At 65.4% G+C, this 15,789-nt stretch carries 12 protein-coding genes; 10 read left to right on the forward strand and 2 right to left on the reverse strand.

Annotated features, from left to right (window positions below):
- The first annotated feature begins 21 nt into the window (after positions 1 to 21).
- The 4 genes from ntrB to ACVWYP_RS17775 all read left to right on the forward strand — a co-directional run bounded on the left by ntrB (position 22) and on the right by ACVWYP_RS17775 (position 3,401).
- Positions 22 to 924, forward strand: a complete 903-nt coding sequence (gene ntrB / locus ACVWYP_RS17760) for a nitrate ABC transporter permease (RefSeq protein WP_304499225.1) — start codon at positions 22 to 24, stop codon at positions 922 to 924.
- Between the two features lie 10 nt (positions 925 to 934).
- Positions 935 to 1,729, forward strand: a complete 795-nt coding sequence (locus tag ACVWYP_RS17765) for an ABC transporter ATP-binding protein (protein ID WP_304499226.1) — start codon at positions 935 to 937, stop codon at positions 1,727 to 1,729.
- A 117-nt stretch (positions 1,730 to 1,846) separates the two neighbouring features.
- The gene (locus ACVWYP_RS17770) at positions 1,847 to 2,272 is read left to right on the forward strand and encodes a globin family protein (protein ID WP_304499227.1); all 426 of its coding nucleotides are present in this window, start codon (positions 1,847 to 1,849) and stop codon (positions 2,270 to 2,272) included.
- A 229-nt stretch (positions 2,273 to 2,501) separates the two neighbouring features.
- The gene (locus ACVWYP_RS17775; RefSeq protein ID WP_304499228.1) at positions 2,502 to 3,401 is read left to right on the forward strand and encodes an SMP-30/gluconolactonase/LRE family protein; all 900 of its coding nucleotides are present in this window, start codon (positions 2,502 to 2,504) and stop codon (positions 3,399 to 3,401) included.
- On the opposite strand, the gene ACVWYP_RS17780 is transcribed toward ACVWYP_RS17775, so the two are convergent.
- On the reverse strand, positions 3,398 to 4,579 hold the full coding sequence (locus ACVWYP_RS17780; RefSeq protein WP_304499229.1) for a substrate-binding domain-containing protein: 1,182 nt from the start codon (positions 4,577 to 4,579) through the stop codon (positions 3,398 to 3,400). The genes ACVWYP_RS17775 and ACVWYP_RS17780 overlap by 4 nt on opposite strands.
- Positions 4,580 to 4,696: 117 nt before the next feature.
- Between ACVWYP_RS17780 and ACVWYP_RS17785 the strand changes: the two genes are divergently transcribed.
- Positions 4,697 to 6,181 (forward strand): aldehyde dehydrogenase family protein, encoded by a 1,485-nt coding sequence (locus tag ACVWYP_RS17785; RefSeq protein WP_304500243.1) that lies wholly within the window; start codon positions 4,697 to 4,699, stop codon positions 6,179 to 6,181.
- Positions 6,182 to 6,248: 67 nt separating this feature from the next.
- On the opposite strand, the gene ACVWYP_RS17790 is transcribed toward ACVWYP_RS17785, so the two are convergent.
- Positions 6,249 to 7,190, reverse strand: coding sequence for a transposase (locus ACVWYP_RS17790; protein WP_259245052.1), 942 nt, complete (start codon positions 7,188 to 7,190; stop codon positions 6,249 to 6,251).
- 366 nt (positions 7,191 to 7,556) lie between these two features.
- Between ACVWYP_RS17790 and ACVWYP_RS17795 the strand changes: the two genes are divergently transcribed.
- The 5 genes from ACVWYP_RS17795 (at position 7,557) to ACVWYP_RS17815 (ending at position 15,780) form a co-directional block, all read left to right on the forward strand.
- The gene (locus ACVWYP_RS17795) at positions 7,557 to 8,396 is read left to right on the forward strand and encodes an aldo/keto reductase (RefSeq protein WP_304499230.1); all 840 of its coding nucleotides are present in this window, start codon (positions 7,557 to 7,559) and stop codon (positions 8,394 to 8,396) included.
- 209 nt (positions 8,397 to 8,605) lie between these two features.
- Positions 8,606 to 9,583, forward strand: coding sequence for an EamA family transporter (locus ACVWYP_RS17800; protein ID WP_439711192.1), 978 nt, complete (start codon positions 8,606 to 8,608; stop codon positions 9,581 to 9,583).
- A gap of 243 nt (positions 9,584 to 9,826) precedes the next feature.
- On the forward strand, positions 9,827 to 13,714 hold the full coding sequence (locus tag ACVWYP_RS17805) for an autotransporter domain-containing protein (RefSeq protein ID WP_439711193.1): 3,888 nt from the start codon (positions 9,827 to 9,829) through the stop codon (positions 13,712 to 13,714).
- A gap of 117 nt (positions 13,715 to 13,831) precedes the next feature.
- Positions 13,832 to 14,914 carry a zinc-binding dehydrogenase gene (locus ACVWYP_RS17810; protein ID WP_028338850.1) on the forward strand — a complete coding sequence of 361 codons (1,083 nt, stop codon included), beginning with the start codon at positions 13,832 to 13,834 and terminating at the stop codon, positions 14,912 to 14,914.
- A gap of 107 nt (positions 14,915 to 15,021) precedes the next feature.
- Positions 15,022 to 15,780 (forward strand): SDR family NAD(P)-dependent oxidoreductase, encoded by a 759-nt coding sequence (locus tag ACVWYP_RS17815; protein ID WP_028338849.1) that lies wholly within the window; start codon positions 15,022 to 15,024, stop codon positions 15,778 to 15,780.
- The last annotated feature ends 9 nt before the right edge of the window (positions 15,781 to 15,789 follow it).

The following is a 15,789-nucleotide window of genomic DNA, read 5'->3' on the forward strand; positions in this document are numbered from 1 at the left end:
GACCACGGAGATTTTCGTTCAATGTCGATGCCTGCCATGAAGACCGAAGTGTCGGCGGTCGCGATCCCGCCGGCCGCTGCCGCGGCGCCGGTCGTGACCATGACGCCGAAGCGCGCGCCGCGCGCCGAGGCCTACGCCAGGATGGCGAAGGAGACCGCGGCGCGTGTGGTGCCGCCGCTGATCGTGGTCGCGCTGCTGCTGGTGGTGTGGGAGCTGATCTGCCGGCGCGCCGGCTCCAGCCTGCCGCCGCCGTCGAAAGTGTTCAAGGACACCAAGGAGTTGATCCTCGATCCGTTCTTCGACAATGGCGGCATCGACAAGGGCCTGTTCTGGCATCTCTCCGCCAGCCTGCAGCGCGTCGCCTACGGCTATTCGCTCGCGGCGATCGCGGGCATCGCGCTCGGCACGCTGGTCGGACAGTCGGTCTGGGCGATGCGCGGGCTCGATCCGCTGTTCCAGGTGCTGCGCACCATCCCGCCGCTGGCGTGGCTGCCGCTGTCGCTGGCCGCATTCCGCGACGGCCAGCCCTCGGCGATCTTCGTGATCTTCATCACCTCGGTGTGGCCGATCATCATCAACACCGCGGTCGGCATCCGCAACATCCCGCAGGACTACCGCAACGTCGCGGCCGTCGTGCAGCTCAATCCGCTGGAGTTCTTCACCAAGATCATGATCCCGGCGGCCGCGCCCTACATGTTCACCGGCCTGCGCATCGGCATCGGCCTGTCCTGGCTCGCGATCGTCGCCGCGGAAATGCTGATCGGCGGCGTCGGCATCGGCTTCTTCATCTGGGATGCGTGGAATTCCTCGCACATCAGCGAAATCATCCTGGCGCTGTTCTATGTCGGCATCATCGGCTTCGTGCTCGACCGCCTGATCGCGGGGCTGGGCAAGATCGTGACCCGCGGCACTGCGGCGAACTGAGGAGAAAGTCATGCAGGCCTATCTGAAGCTCGATCACATCGACAAGACCTTCACCCGCGGCAACGCCACCACGGAGGTGCTGAAGGACATCAACCTGACGATCGAGAAGGGCGAATACGTCTCGATCATCGGTCACTCCGGTTGCGGCAAGTCGACCCTGCTCAACATCGTCGCCGGCCTCACCGGCGCCACCAATGGCGGCGTGCTGCTGGAGAACCGCGAGGTCAATTCGCCCGGACCGGATCGGGCCGTGGTGTTCCAGAACCACAGTCTGCTGCCGTGGCTCACCGTCTACGAGAACGTCAAGCTCGGCGTCGACAAGGTATTTGCAAGGACCAAGAGCAGGGCCGAGCGCGACGCCTGGGTGATGCACAATCTCAGCCTGGTGCAGATGGCGCATGCCAAGGACAAGCGGCCGAGCGAGATCTCCGGCGGCATGAAGCAGCGCGTCGGCATCGCGCGTGCGCTCGCGATGGAGCCGAAGGTGCTGCTGCTCGACGAGCCGTTCGGGGCACTCGACGCGCTGACGAGGGCGCATCTGCAGGATTCGGTGATGGCGCTGCACCAGAAGCTCGGCAACACCATCCTGATGATCACTCACGACGTCGACGAGGCCGTGCTGCTGTCGGACCGCATCGTCATGATGACCAACGGTCCGAGCGCGCGGATCGGCGAGGTGCTCGAGGTGCCGTTGGCGCGCCCGCGCAAGCGGCTCGAGCTCGCGACCAACCAAGGCTACCTGAAGTGCCGGCAGCGCGTGCTCGAATTCCTCTATGAGCGCCACAGCTTCGTCGAGGCGGCGTGATGATCACGTCGACGGCAAGCGCGTTTCCGCTCTGAACGGAAACGCCGGATGCGGCTACCAATGCTCGCATTCTGAAAAATCGTTTCAGAACTCATTTCATGACCGAGGAGAATTGAGATGAATCCGGCCCAAATCAAGCTGGTTCAGGACAGCTTCGGCAAGGTCGCGCCGATCTCGGAGCAGGCCGCGGTGATTTTCTACGATCGCTTGTTCGAAGTCGCGCCCGCCGTGCAGGCGATGTTTCCGGCCGACATGAAGGAGCAGCGCAAGAAATTGATGACGACGCTTGCCGTCGTCGTGAACGGGCTGAGCAATCTCGATACGATCCTGCCGGCCGCGAGTGCGCTGGCCAAGCGGCATGTCGGCTATGGCGCCAAGCCCGAGCATTATCCGGTGGTCGGCGGCGCGTTGTTGTGGACGCTGGAGAAGGGGCTCGGCGAAGCCTGGACGCCTGACGTCGCCGCCGCATGGACCGCGGCCTACGGCACGCTGTCCGGCTACATGATCTCGGAAGCCTATGGCTCGGCGCAGCCGGCCGAATAGGAAACGTCGTAAGCACGGGACGGCTGTCCAACCGTCATTGCGAGAAACGAAGTGACGAAGCAATCCATCTTGCCACGCGTGGAGGTATGGATTGCTTCGCGGAGCCTGTCATCGGGCGCGCGTTCGCGCGCCCCGTTGGCTCGCAATGACGTGGTGGGCTTTGGGGTATTCGACGGCGCCAGCAATCTTCTCTATGGTCCGCCCCGCTCCGCCAACGGGTGAACCAACAATGATGTTCCTGGAAACGCCGCCGAAACTGATCCCGACCGAAATCTTCTCCGCCGTGCCGGCCGAATTCCGCCGCAGCATGGCGAGCGAATGGGCCGACGCCAACCGCCCGGGCGCGGTGACCGATTGCTTCATCGAGGGACCGTCGTTCGATGCCGATGGCAATCTCTACATCGTCGACATCCCGTTCGGCCGCATCTTCAGGATCGCGCCTGACAAGTCATGGTCGCAGGTTGCCGAATATGACGGCTGGCCGAACGGGCTGAAGATCGATGCGATGGGCCGCATCCTGATCGCCGACTATCGGCACGGCCTGATGGAGCTCGATGCCAGGTCCGGCGAGGTCACGCCCCTGCTGCGCTCGCGCAATTCGGAATCGTTCCGCGGCTGCAACGACCTGCACATCGCCTCGAACGGCGACATCTATTTCACCGATCAGGGCCAGACTGGACTGCACGATCCGACCGGCCGCGTCTATCGGCTGCGGGTGAGCGGCGCGCTCGACTGCCTGATCGACACCGGCATCAGCCCGAACGGCCTGGTGCTCGATCCGCACGAGGCGGTGCTGTTCGTCGCCATGACGCGCGACAATGCGGTCTGGCGCGCGCCGTTCATGAAGGACGGCAGCGTCTCCAAGGTTGGCCGCTTCTGCTCGCTGTTCGGCCCGAGCGGACCCGACGGCATGACGATGGACGCCGCCGGTCGGCTGTTCGTCGCGCACGCCTCGCTCGGTCATGTCTTCGCGTTTGCGCCGAACGGCGAGTGCATCGCGCGGATCAAGTCCTGCGCCGGGCCGAGCTGCACCAACGTCGCGATCGGCGGCGCCAACCGCGACCGTCTTTACATTACGGAATCGGTGACGGGCTCGGTGCTGGTCGCCGACATCGGCGGCCTCGGCTAGATATCTTCCTGTCTGTCGATCCGCGTCATCGCACCTGGCGCGAGTCCCGAAGGATCGACGGCCACCAGGTCGGCCGCCGCCGGGTGCGGCTGATCAGCGGTCGAATGCAGTTTCTCGAGAAACTCCTTCACGCCGCTGACGGCGCCGGTGTTGGAGGCGACATAGCCGGGAAGGGCCCCCACCGCCTTGTGAAACTCGCTGCTCTTCATGATGTCGAGCACGCGCTGCATCGGCTCGGTCTCGAGGAAGGCGCGCTTGCAGACGAAGAAATAATCTTCCGTGAGCAGGCGGATGAAATCGAGCCCGAACTGCCGCGCCGCGGCCTCGACGCCAAAGCTCGCATCCGCCATGCCGCTGGCGACATAGGCGGCGACCGCGGCATGGGTGAACTCCATGTGCTGGGCGCCGTTGATCCGCCCTTCCGGGATCTTGTGCAGCGCCAGCAATTGATCGAACAGCAGCCGCGTGCCGGAATCATGGTCGCGGTTGACGAAACGGGCCTTGCGCTCGACCAGGTCCTTCAGCGACGTGATCTTGAGCGGGTTGCCGCGCTTGACCATCAGGCCCATCTCGCGCGTCACGAAATTGATGACGCGGTCCTCGCGCGGATCGAGCCATTCGCGGCAGGCCTTGATGCCCTGCGCGCGCAATTCGCCGCGCGGCAGGTGCACGCCGGAGAGATCGCAGGCGCCCTGCGCCAGCGAGACCAGCGAGTTCTGGTTGCTGACATAGCGCAGATCGACACCGACGCCGCCCGCGCGGTCGAGGAACTCGCGCAGCTTGGAGACCGCAAAGCCGTGGCTGGCGTGGACCCGGATCACTGACGGGCGCTGCTCGAGAAACGGCTTGATCTCGGTGACCAGTTCCTGCGCGAGGTTCTCGAGCTGCAGCCCGAGCCGCGCCTGCATGCGCTCACCGGCCCACACCAGCTTCTCGCCGAATGGCGTCAGCTTCGAGCCCTTGCCGCGCTGGGTCTCCACCAGCGGCACGCCGAAGAAGGCGGTCCATTGCTCGATCAGGTTCCAGACATGGCGATAGGACAGCTGCGCGTCGTTGGCGGCGCTGGTGATCTTTCCGGTCTTCCTGATCTCGTTGAGGATGCCGAGCATCACGACCGCGGTCTGCGGGCTGTCCTCTTTCCGGAATCGCCAGACGGTCTCGATCTCGATCTGCAGCATGGTGGCCACCAATTATGAAATTGAATTCATATCCTGGCATGCCAATAGGCACAAGATATCATATTTACTGCTGATAAAAGCCTCCTACGTTGAGTGACAACACCAGGAGGAAATATGATGTTAGTTGCATATGACTATGAGCGTGACGCCCGCCGCGCCCCGACCATCAGGGACGAATTGCTGCTGATCGACGGCGCCCGCGTTCGCTCGCTGTCCGGAAACACCTTCAAGTCGCTCAATCCCGCCACCGAGCAGGTGATCGCGACGATTGCCGAAGGCAACGAGGCGGATGTCGACCGCGCCGTGGCGGCCGCCCGCCGCGCCTTCGAGGGGCCGTGGCGCACCATGCGCGCGGCCGAACGTGGCCACATTCTGCTCCGATGGGCTGAGCTGCTGAAGCAGCACGCCGATGAAATCGCAGCGCTGGAGAGCCTCGATGCCGGCAAGCCGATCTCGGCGGTGCTGCGCCAGGATTTTCCGGCCGCCATCGACACGCTGACCTATTACGCCGGCTGGGCCGACAAGATCAGCGGCGATGTGGTCTCGGCGCGCGACGACGCGCTGACCTATACGGTGCGCGAGCCGGTCGGCGTGGTCGCCGCGATCGTGCCGTGGAATTTCCCGCTGATGATCGGCATGTGGAAGCTCGCGCCGGCGCTCGCCTGCGGCTGCACGGTGGTGATGAAGCCGGCCGAGCTGACCTCGTTGTCGGCGCTCAGGATCGGCGAGCTCGCGCTCGAGGCCGCGTTGCCGAAGGGCGTGCTCAACATCGTGACCGGTCCCGGCCGCATCGTTGGCGATGCGCTGGTCAATCATCCCGACGTCGACAAGGTGACGTTCACCGGCTCGCCCGGCGTCGGCCGCGGCATCATGAAGGGCGCCGCCGGCAACTTCAAACGGGTCTCGCTCGAGCTCGGCGGCAAGTCCGCCAATGTGATCTTCGACGATGCCAATCTCGAAGCCGCTGCCAAGGCCGCGGCTGCCGGCATCTTCTTCAACGCCGGGCAGGTCTGCTCGGCCGGCTCGCGCGTGCTCGTGCAGGAGAACGCCTATGACGAGGTGCTCGAGCGTCTGGTCGCCCGCGCCGAGGCGTTGCGGATCGGCGATCCCGCCGATCGCGCCACCGCGCTCGGGCCGGTCATCTCCGAGAAGCAGATGCGCTCGATCCTCGATTATGTCGAGATCGGCAAGCATGAGGGCGCGCTGCTGGCCACCGGCGGCGCGCGGGTCGGTGACCGCGGCTATTTCATCAGCCCCGCGGTGTTCGCCAATGTCGCGCACGAGATGCGCATCTCGCAGGAGGAGATTTTTGGCCCCGTCGTCAGCGTGATCAAGTTCAAGGACGAGGCCGATGCGCTGCGCATCGCCAACGGCACGGCGTACAGCCTCGCCGCCGGCGTCTGGAGCGCCGATATGGGCCGCGTGCAGCGCTTCGCCAAGAAGGCCCGCGCCGGCACGGTGTGGATCAATACCTATGGCTACACCGATGTGCGATTGCCGTGGGGCGGCGAGCGTGACTCCGGTCTCGGCCGCGAGCACGGCACCGCCGCGCTCGATAACTTTACCGAGCCGAAGGCGGTGTGGATGAATCTCAACGTCTGACGCGCGTCGAGAGACGCGAGAGCGCGCGTCACAAAACAGCTGTCGTCCCGGCGAAGGCCGGCAACTGTTATGTTGGTTTGGTCTGCAGGTACGGCTTTCGGTCTCGCATCATGGCATTGAGGACCGTGAGCAGCTTCCTGGCGACGGCGATGAGGGCGAGTTTGGCTGGTTTTCCCGCCTGTCGCAGTCGTGCATAGAAGGCCTTGAACGGATCTGCTCTGCGAACTGCGTTGAGGGCCGCCATATAGAGGGCGTCACGAACGCGCTTTCGGCCGCCCGCAATCTTGCGCTTGCCGCGGAAGGCGCCGCTGTCGACGTTGAAGGGAGCAAGGCCAGCGAGCGCTGCGAGTTGTTTCGGTCCGACCCGCCCGAGTTCCGGCATCTGCGCGATGAGCTGCATGCAGGCCACGGGACCCACGCCGGGCAGCGAACGCATTAACTTCGCATCGTCCGCGATCTCCGCTTCGGCTTTAATCAATGCGCTGATGTCGGCCTCGATCTCGGCGATCTCGCTGTCGAGGACCTCGATGAGGCGGCCGATGCGTTCGGCCATGGCGCGATCGTCGGCCTCGCTGCGCCGGTTCTTCTCCTGGGCGCGCATGAGGACCAGCTGATCCCGCCGTTTTGCAAGCCTCGCCAAGGCGCCCCGTGCAGGATCGGCGACCTGCTCGGGGGCGGGTTGCATGGCCCGCGCAAAGGCCGCCAGCATCCGCGCATCGATCGGATCGGTCTTGGCGAGTAGGCCGCTGGCCCGTGCAAAGTCGCGGGCACGGGCCGGGTTGATCCGTGCGAACTGGATCCCGGCCTGACGCAGCGCCTCGCGAAGCGCGAGGTCATAGATACCCGTCGCCTCGAAGACGACCAGCGCATCGCATTGCCAACGCGCCACCTGCTGTGTGATGGCCTGTGTCGCGTTGGCAATGCGCCGCGGCACGCCGTCAGCCTCATCAAAGATATCGAGGTGGTTTTTGGAGATGTCGATTCCGACGTAACGAAGAGCTATGATCACGGTGCCTGTCCCTGTGATGCGAGGTCTGTTGGCGCAGCCTCGTGCAACTGTTCAGGTTGATAGATGGAACGGGCGGGAGACCGAGCCGGCTCACGGCGTCAAGCGCCAAGGACCCAACGGCTTCCCGCCCACCCTCATCCTGACAGACTTCCAAGACACAGGGACCCATAACCACGAATATCTGTTGTTGCACACGGGTGGAATGACGAGTCCCGCCAACAACGACTGCTGCGGAGTATGGGTCCCGGCCTTCGCCGGGACGACGATGTGGAGATATTGCCGGGACGACGATGTGGAGACATGGTCGTCCGTTTGCTTTATCGTCCTGCGCGGGGGCCACAAGCGAATACGCGGAACGAGGCGATCGTGCAGACAAGAAAATTCGGCGACAACGGCCCGCAGGTCTCGGTGATCGGGCAGGGCACCTGGTATCTCGATCGCGGTGACCGCAAGGCGGCCGTCGCTGCGCTGAAGCGCGGCATCGATGCCGGCATGACGCATATCGACACCGCCGAGATGTATGGCGACGCCGAGCTTGTGATCGCGGATGCGATATCAGGCCGGCGCGACGAAACGTTCCTGGTCTCGAAAGTCCTGCCGAGCAACGCCTCGCGGCGCGGCACCATCACGGCCTGCGAGCGCTCGCTGAAGCGGCTGAAGACCGATCGCCTCGATTGCTATCTGCTGCACTGGCGCGGAACCACTCCGCTCGCCGAGACGGTCGCGGCGTTCGACGAATTGATCGCGGCGGGCAAGATCCGCGCCTGGGGCGTCAGCAATTTCGACACCGAGGATCTCGACGAAGTGCTCGATGTCGCGGGTGAGGGTACGATCGCCTGCAACCAGGTGCTCTACCATCTGCAGGAGCGCGCCATCGAGCACGCCGTGATTCCGTGGTGCGAGCAGCACGGCGTCGCCGTCGTCGCCTACTCGCCGTTCGGTCACAATGATTTTCCCTCGCCGTCGAGCAGGGCCGGCGCGGTGCTGCAATCGATCGCGCAGGCGCACAAGGCGACACCGCGCCAGGTCACGCTGAGCTTCCTCACGCGGCTGCCGTCGGTGCTCGCGATTCCGAAGGCGTCGAACGCGGAACACGCGGCGGAGAACGCTGCCGCCGGCACGCTCAAGCTCAGCGCCGAGGAACTCGCCGCGCTCGATGCCGCGTTCCCGCGCGGGCCGAAACCACGCTCGCTGCCGATGCTCTGAGCGAGAGCGGTTCACTTCGCTCCAGACAGTTCTTAACAAACTGTTGCAGTTGCGGCGGCACACAGCCTGCGGCGGGCGGTCGCGCGCGCTGGTGCATATCGGAGTCCCGTTTTCGGGCATTGTTCTCGCGGCGGAATTGGCGTTTTGTACGATCAGCAGATTCCCTTTATTTTGCCTTCGAGATTGCCGTGACACCGCCCCCCGCAGCCGTGGCCGCCAGGCTGGACAGCGTTCTCCTTTCATTGCCTGCCAAGACCGCGCCCGCAGCGACAAGCAAGGCGCCCGCCCGCACCGACCGGCCGTTCAAGGGTATCGCGCTGATCCTGCTGTCGACCGTGTTCCTGGGCACCTCCGACGTCACGGCAAAATATCTCTCCTCCACGCTGCCCTCGATCGAGATCGCCTGGATCCGCTTCCTGGTGTTCGCGATGATCATGACGCCGGCGATGCTGCCGGGCTCGCCGCTGTTCGCGCTGCGCAGCAGCCGTCCCGGGCTGCATGTGCTGCGCGGCGCCGCGCTGCTCGGTTCCTCGCTGATCTTCATCACGGGGCTCGGCTTCCTGCCGATCGCCGAAGCCTCGGCCACCAGCTTCGTCTCGCCGCTGTTCGTCACCGCGCTGTCGATCGCGTTCCTCGGTGAGAGGGTCGGCATGCGACGCTGGATCGCGACCGCGGTCGGCCTCGCCGGCGTGTTCATCATCCTGCGGCCGGGCACCAGCGCGTTCCATCCCGCCGCGATTTTCCCGCTCGTCTCGGCGCTGGCCTGGGCCGGCACGCTGATCCTGACGCGCATGATGAGCGGCAGCGAGCGCCCGATCACGGTGATGACCTATTCGTCCATTGTCGGCGTCGCCATCGTCAGCGCGCTGGTGCCGTTCGTCTGGGTCACGCCGAGCTGGCACGACATCATGTTCGGCATCCTGATCGGTGTTGCGTCCACCGTCGGACAGTGGATCGTGGTGCTGGCATTCCGCTATGGCGATGCCTCGGTGCTGGCGCCGTTCTCCTACACGCAGCTGCTGTGGGTCAGCATCCTCGGCTTCCTGATCTTCGGCGAAGTGCCCGACAGCTGGACCATCCTCGGCGCCGGCTTCATCGTCGCCTCGGGCCTCTACACCGCGCATCGCGAGCGCGTCCGACGGTCGCAGCTGCTGACCGTGGCCAGCGAGCCGTCGCCGAACGCCTGACCAGAGTACCAAGAATCGTGCGCTGGTTGCGAGGCCAGCCTCCGCTAGCGTTGCGGGTGTACAACAGTGGGGCCGAAAACTTCGACCTCCGGAAGCTGAATCGAAGGATTTCGGACACAATCAACAATCGCGCGTTTGGCAACATGCTAATCTCGCCCCAAGAGCGCCGTAGAGCGTTTGGGGGCAGTTCACGTGCATTTTGGTTCGGTCTTTTTTTCGTTTGCTCGGCAGTTTCGCGGTGTGCTGGCTTCGGCAGTCTGCGTCTCGGCGGCTGCAAGCCTGTTGCCGTCCAGTTCGGCACAAGCCCAGAGCTTCACCTGGGGCGGCAGCGGTAGCACAACGAGCAGTGCCGACTACCAGCTCCCGACCAACTGGTCGACGACGTCGCCCGGCGCGCCGCCGATCCTCCCGACCCAATCCGCCATTTTCGATTCGACGGGATCGGCGACGGTCACGATCGGCGCTGGCCCGATGCTGCTGGACTCGTGGACCTTCACCGCCAATTCGCAGTCGTACACGATCAGCGGCAACCCGGTTAACTTCGCCTTGACGGGGCCGAGCGGCGGCCTGATCAACCGGGCCAACAGCGGCCAGACCATCACCATCAGTGCGAACATCAACGACGGGCTTGCGCCCGGCGTGATGGTGCAGCAGCTCGGCAACAGCACGCTGGTGCTCGCGGGCACCAATGCCTATTCCGGCGGCACGCTGATCTCCGCCGGCACCGTGCAAGTGACGAATGCGGATTCGGTCGGCACCGGCACTATCACGCTCAATGGCGGCACGTTCCAGATGCAGTCGCCGACGGTCTCGAGCGTCGCCTTCGCCAACAACATCGCGGTCAATGCGGCCGGCGGAACGGTCGATGCGAACGGCGCCCAGGTCAATCTCCAGGGCGTGATCGCCGACGGTGCCGGCGCCGGCGTTCTGCGCCTGATCGATTCGTCGGCGTCCGGTTTCTCCAACGTGCAGCTCTCCGGCGCCAACACCTATTCCGGCGGAACGCTGGTGGTCGATACGACCGTTGTCGTAGGCAACAACGGCTCGGTCGGGTCGGGCACCGTCACGCTCGACAATGCCTCGTTTCAGGCCGACGGCCTCGGCAACCTGACGTTCGCCAACAACTTCAAGATCAATACGTCCGCCATCGGCAGCGCGATCGACGCCAATGGCGTCACGCTCACGATCGCCGGCAACATCGCCGACGGCAACGGCCCCGGCAAGCTGACGGTGCTGGACAATTCGGGCGGCCTCGGCCGCGTGGTGCTAACAGGCACCAACACCTACACCGGCGGCACCACGATCTGCGATTGCGCGACCTTGCAACTCGGCGACGCCAGCCACGCCGCCTCGATCGTCGGCGAGGTCGCGGTCGACGGCAAGTTCGACATCGTCAATGCCAACACGGCCGGAATCACCAAGATCGTCAACGACGGCTTCAACGGGATCGCCACCACGACGTTCTACAATTCCACCACGGCGTCGACGGCGACGATCGTCAACCAGAATTTCGGCATCACGGAGTTTCGCGACAGCAGCACCGCGGGCAATGCCACCGTGAGCAACACCAATGGTGCGCTCACGATCTTCCGCGACACCAGTTCTGCCGGCAACGCCAGATTCACCAACACCAACGGCGGCACTGTGGTGTTCGGCGACGCGTTTGGTCCTCCCGGCGGCTCCGACACCAGCACGGCCGCCAAGGCCGTGATCGACAATTCCAACGGCGGTGCCGCGGTGTTTCTGGGCCACACCAATGCGGGGCAGGCTACCATCACCAACGGCACCAATGGCGGCTCGACACAGTTTTTCGAGTCCTCATCTGCGGCTTCCGCAACCATCGTCACGCTCGCGGGCGGTCAGGTCGCCTTTTTCCAGAACAGCACGGCGGCAAACGCCAGCTTCGACAACAGCGGCGTGCTCTATTTCGGATCTGGCGGTTTCAACCCAGTGGAGGCGCCGACCGCGGCCAACGCGACAATCGTCAATCGGGACGGCAGCGTTCTCCAGTTCGATGCCTATGCGACCGCGGGCAATGCGACCATCGACAACCAGGCCGGCAGCCAACACATCTTCACGGCGTTCGCTACGGCGGGCGATGCCACCATTACCACCGAAGCCGGCAGCACCATCAAGTTCTTCAACAACGCGACCGGCGGCAACGCACAGTTCATCACCAACGGCACCGGACTGGTCGATTTCTCGCTCAGCACGGGGCTGAACGGCGACGGGCGCATCACCGCGGGTTCGATCGCAGGCTCCGGCTTTTACTATATCGGCTCAGGCAACACCCTCGTCGTTGGCAGCAATAATCTCTCGACGGCGCTCAGCGGCGTGCTTGCCGACTTCGATCCGTTGAACCCATTCCATATCTGTGGCTGCTTCGGCGGTGGCCGCACCGGTCCTGCCAATTTCGAGAAGACCGGCAGCGGCACCCTGACGCTGTCCGGCGTCAACAGCTATACCGGCACCACGACGGTGAACGGCGGCATTCTTCAGGTCGACGGCTCGATCGCCTCGTCGAGCCTCACCACGGTGAATGCCGGCGGCGCGCTGTCCGGCGTCGGCACCGTCGGCAACACGATGATTGCAAGCGGCGGCATCCTGATGCCCGGCAATGCGACGCCAGGTACATTCCTGAACGTGGCGGGCAACCTCGCTTTCCAGTCGGGTGCACTTTATCTCGTCGGGCTCAATTCGACGGCGTCCACCCTGGCCAAGGTGAGCGGCAGCGCGACGCTGGCCGGTTCGGTCGGCGTCAGCGTCGCCGCCGGCAGTAGGATCGCCAAGCAATACACCATTCTGTCGGCGGCCGGCGGCCGCAGTGGCGCGTTTGCGGGTGTCGATTCAACCGGGCTGCCGTCGAACCTCGTCGCGACGCTCGGCTATGACGCGAGCAACGCCTATCTCAACTTCGCGCTCGATTACGGCGCGAAGTCGAAGCTGAACGTCAATCAGCAGAGCGTCGCCACCACGCTGCAGAACTTCTTCAACGCCAATGGCGGTATCAATGCGGTGTTCGCCGGGCTGTCGCCGAACGGCCTGACGCAGGCCTCGGGCGAAGGCGCGACCGGCTCGCAGCAGGCGACGTTCAACGCGATGGGCCTGTTTCTGGGATTGTTGACCGATCCGTTCGTCGCCGGGCGCGATGGTGGCTTTGGTGCCGGCGCGGGGGCGTCGCCGTTCGCCGAGGAGAGCACGCCGCTCGCCTATGCGGCGCGCAAGACCGAACCACGCGATGCGCTGGCCGCGATCTACACCAAGGCGCCGCCACCGCAGCCGAGCTTCGAGCAGCGCTGGAGCATTTGGGCGGCGGGCTATGGCGGCTCGCAGAGCACCAGCGGCAATGCGGTGCTCGGCTCGAACAACACCAGCAGCAGCCTCTATGGCAGCGCGGTCGGCGCCGACTACCGCTTCTCGCCGAACACCATTGCCGGCTTTGCGCTCGCCGGCGGCGCCACCAGCTTCAGCGTCAACGGTCTTGGTTGGGGCCGCTCCGATCTGTTCCAGGCCGGCGCGTTCGTTCGTCAAAGCGTGGGCGCCGCGTACTTAAGTGGTGCGCTCGCCTATGGCTGGCAGGATGTCACCACCGACCGCATCGTCACTGCGGCCGGCGCCGATCATCTGCGCGCCAACTTCAATGCCAATGCCTGGTCGGGCCGGCTCGAGGGCGGCTATCGCTATGCCACGCCGTGGATCGGGCTGACGCCTTACGCGGCGGCCCAGTTCACGAGCTTCGAGCTGCCGGCCTATGCGGAGAGTGTGGTCTCCGGCGGCGGCGCCTTCGCGCTGAACTATGCAGCGAAGAGCGTCACCGACGTCAGGAGCGAACTCGGCCTGCGCTCCGACAAGTCGTTCGCGATTGACGGCGGCATCGTGACGCTGCGCGGCCGCGTCGCCTGGGCGCATGACTTCAATCCGGACCGCGCCGTTGGTGCGGTGTTCCAGACGCTGCCCGGCGCGGCCTTCGTGGTCAACGGCGCGGCGCAGGCCAGCGACTCGGCGCTGACCACAGCCTCCGCCGAGCTGAGGTGGCGCAACGGCTGGTCGGCCGCCGCGACCTTCGAAGGTGAATTCTCCAACGTGACACAGTCTTACGCCGGCAAGGGCGTTATGCGCTATACGTGGTGACCCTCCGTGCTATAGCCTCCTGCGGCGAAAGCTTGTCCCGGACGTGATCCGCGACAGCATTTCGCGGGACGAAATACGCATCAAAATGAGTGGGACAAAACCCACGCGGGAGGGAATATGCGCGCAGCGATCTTCAGGAACGGCGAGATTGTCGTCGACCGGATGCCCGAGCCGAAGCCCGGCGCCGGCCAGGTGCTGGTCAAATCGCTCGCCTGCGGCATCTGCGGTTCCGATCTGCACGCACGCAAGCATGCCCACCGCATGGTCGAGCTGAGCAAGTTCCTGCCCGGCCGCACGCCGATGGATCTGTCGCGCGACGTCGTGTTCGGTCACGAATTCTGCTGCGAGGTTCTCGACTACGGCCCGGGCACCACGCGCAAGCTGAAGCCCGGGACGAAAGTGTGCTCGCTGCCGGCGCTGCTGACGCCGGAGGGGCCGAAGGGCATCGGCTATTCCAACGACTATCTCGGCGGCTATGCCGAGCAGATGCTGCTCAGCGAGCCGCTGCTGCTCGAAGTGCCGAACGGGCTTGCGGCCGAGCACGCCGCGCTCACCGAGCCGCTTGCGGTCGGCGTGCATGCGGTGGCGATGGCCAACATCAGGGGCGGCGAGGTGCCGCTGGTGATCGGCTGCGGACCGGTCGGGCTGGCGGTGATTGCGGCGCTGAAGATCAGGGGGCTCGGACCGATCGTTGCCGCCGATTATTCGCCGGCGCGGCGCCTGCTCGCCGAGAAGATGGGCGCCGATGTGGTGGTCGATCCCGCCAAGACGCAGCCCTATGCGAGCTGGGCCGAGCACGCCCAGATGACCGAGGCGGAGAAGGCGGCGCGGCCGCCGATGCAGGCGCTGCTGCCGCCGCTGAAGCCGGCGCTGATTTTCGAATGCGTCGGCGTGCCCGGCGTGCTGCAGCAGGTGTTCGAGGGCGCCCCGCGCAGCGCCCGTGTCGTCGTGGTCGGCGTCTGCATGGAGACCGACAAGTCCGAGCCGATGCTCGGCATCATCAAGGAGCTCAACGTCCAATATGTGCTCGGCTACACGCCCGAGGAGTTTGCCTATTCGCTGCGCCTGATCGCGGAAGGCCAGGTGGATGCCGCATCGCTGGTCACCGGCCGCGTCGGCATCGACGGCGTCGCGCAGGCGTTTGCCGATCTCGCCAATCCCGAGGCGCACACCAAGATCCTGGTCGAGCCGTGGCGCTGATCTGGCGTTGAACCTGGCGCTACACTGACGGCGATCGGTGCGGTTTGCATTTCGTGGCGCCGAACCTATAGTTCGCTGTCTCTTATCGCACTGACTGCACGCACCTCATGCGCGTTTCAATCATCACCGGAGGCGGCTCCGGCATCGGCGCCGCGGTCGCGCGCCGGCTCGCCGGCCCCGATCAATCCCTGATGCTGCACGGACAGGGCATCGAGGCCGCCGGCCTCGCGCGGCTGAATTCGGTTGCGGAGGAATGCCGCAGCAAGGGCGCGAAGGTCGACGTGAGCACCGGCGATCTCGCCAAGGCCGGCGCCGGCACCGCGCTGGTCGCGGCAACGCGGGCCGCGTTCGGGCCGATCGACAGCGTCGTGCACGCCGCGGGCTTTGCCGATCGGCGCGAGTTCGCCAGCCTGCCGCGCGAGGCGCTGGAGCGCGCCTTCGCGGTGATGGCGGCGGCCTTCCATGAAATCGCGGCGGCCGCGCTGTCCGACCTCACGCGCAGCGCGCAAGGCCGCGTCGTCGCGGTGTCGAGCTTCGGGCCGCATCGCTTCGTGCCCGGCGCCACCTATCCGGGATCGGCCGCCGCGAAGGCCGCGCTCGAGGTGCTGGTGAAGTCGCTCGCGATCGAGCTCGCCGCGTCAGGCGCCACCGCCAATGCCGTGATGCCCGGCTACACCCGCAAGGATCCGGGCCTGTTCGGCGCGCTGGATACCGCGACCTGGGAGCGCGTCGCAAAGGCCAATCCGATGCAGCGGCTGGCCGAGCCCGACGAGGTCGCCGCCGTCGTCGCCTTCCTGCTGTCGCCGGAAGCGGGCCACGTCACCGGCGCGACGCTGCCGGTCGATGGCGGCCTGACCTTGATGTGACGGCATGAG

It is taken from the genome of Bradyrhizobium sp. USDA 3262, assembly GCF_054060035.1.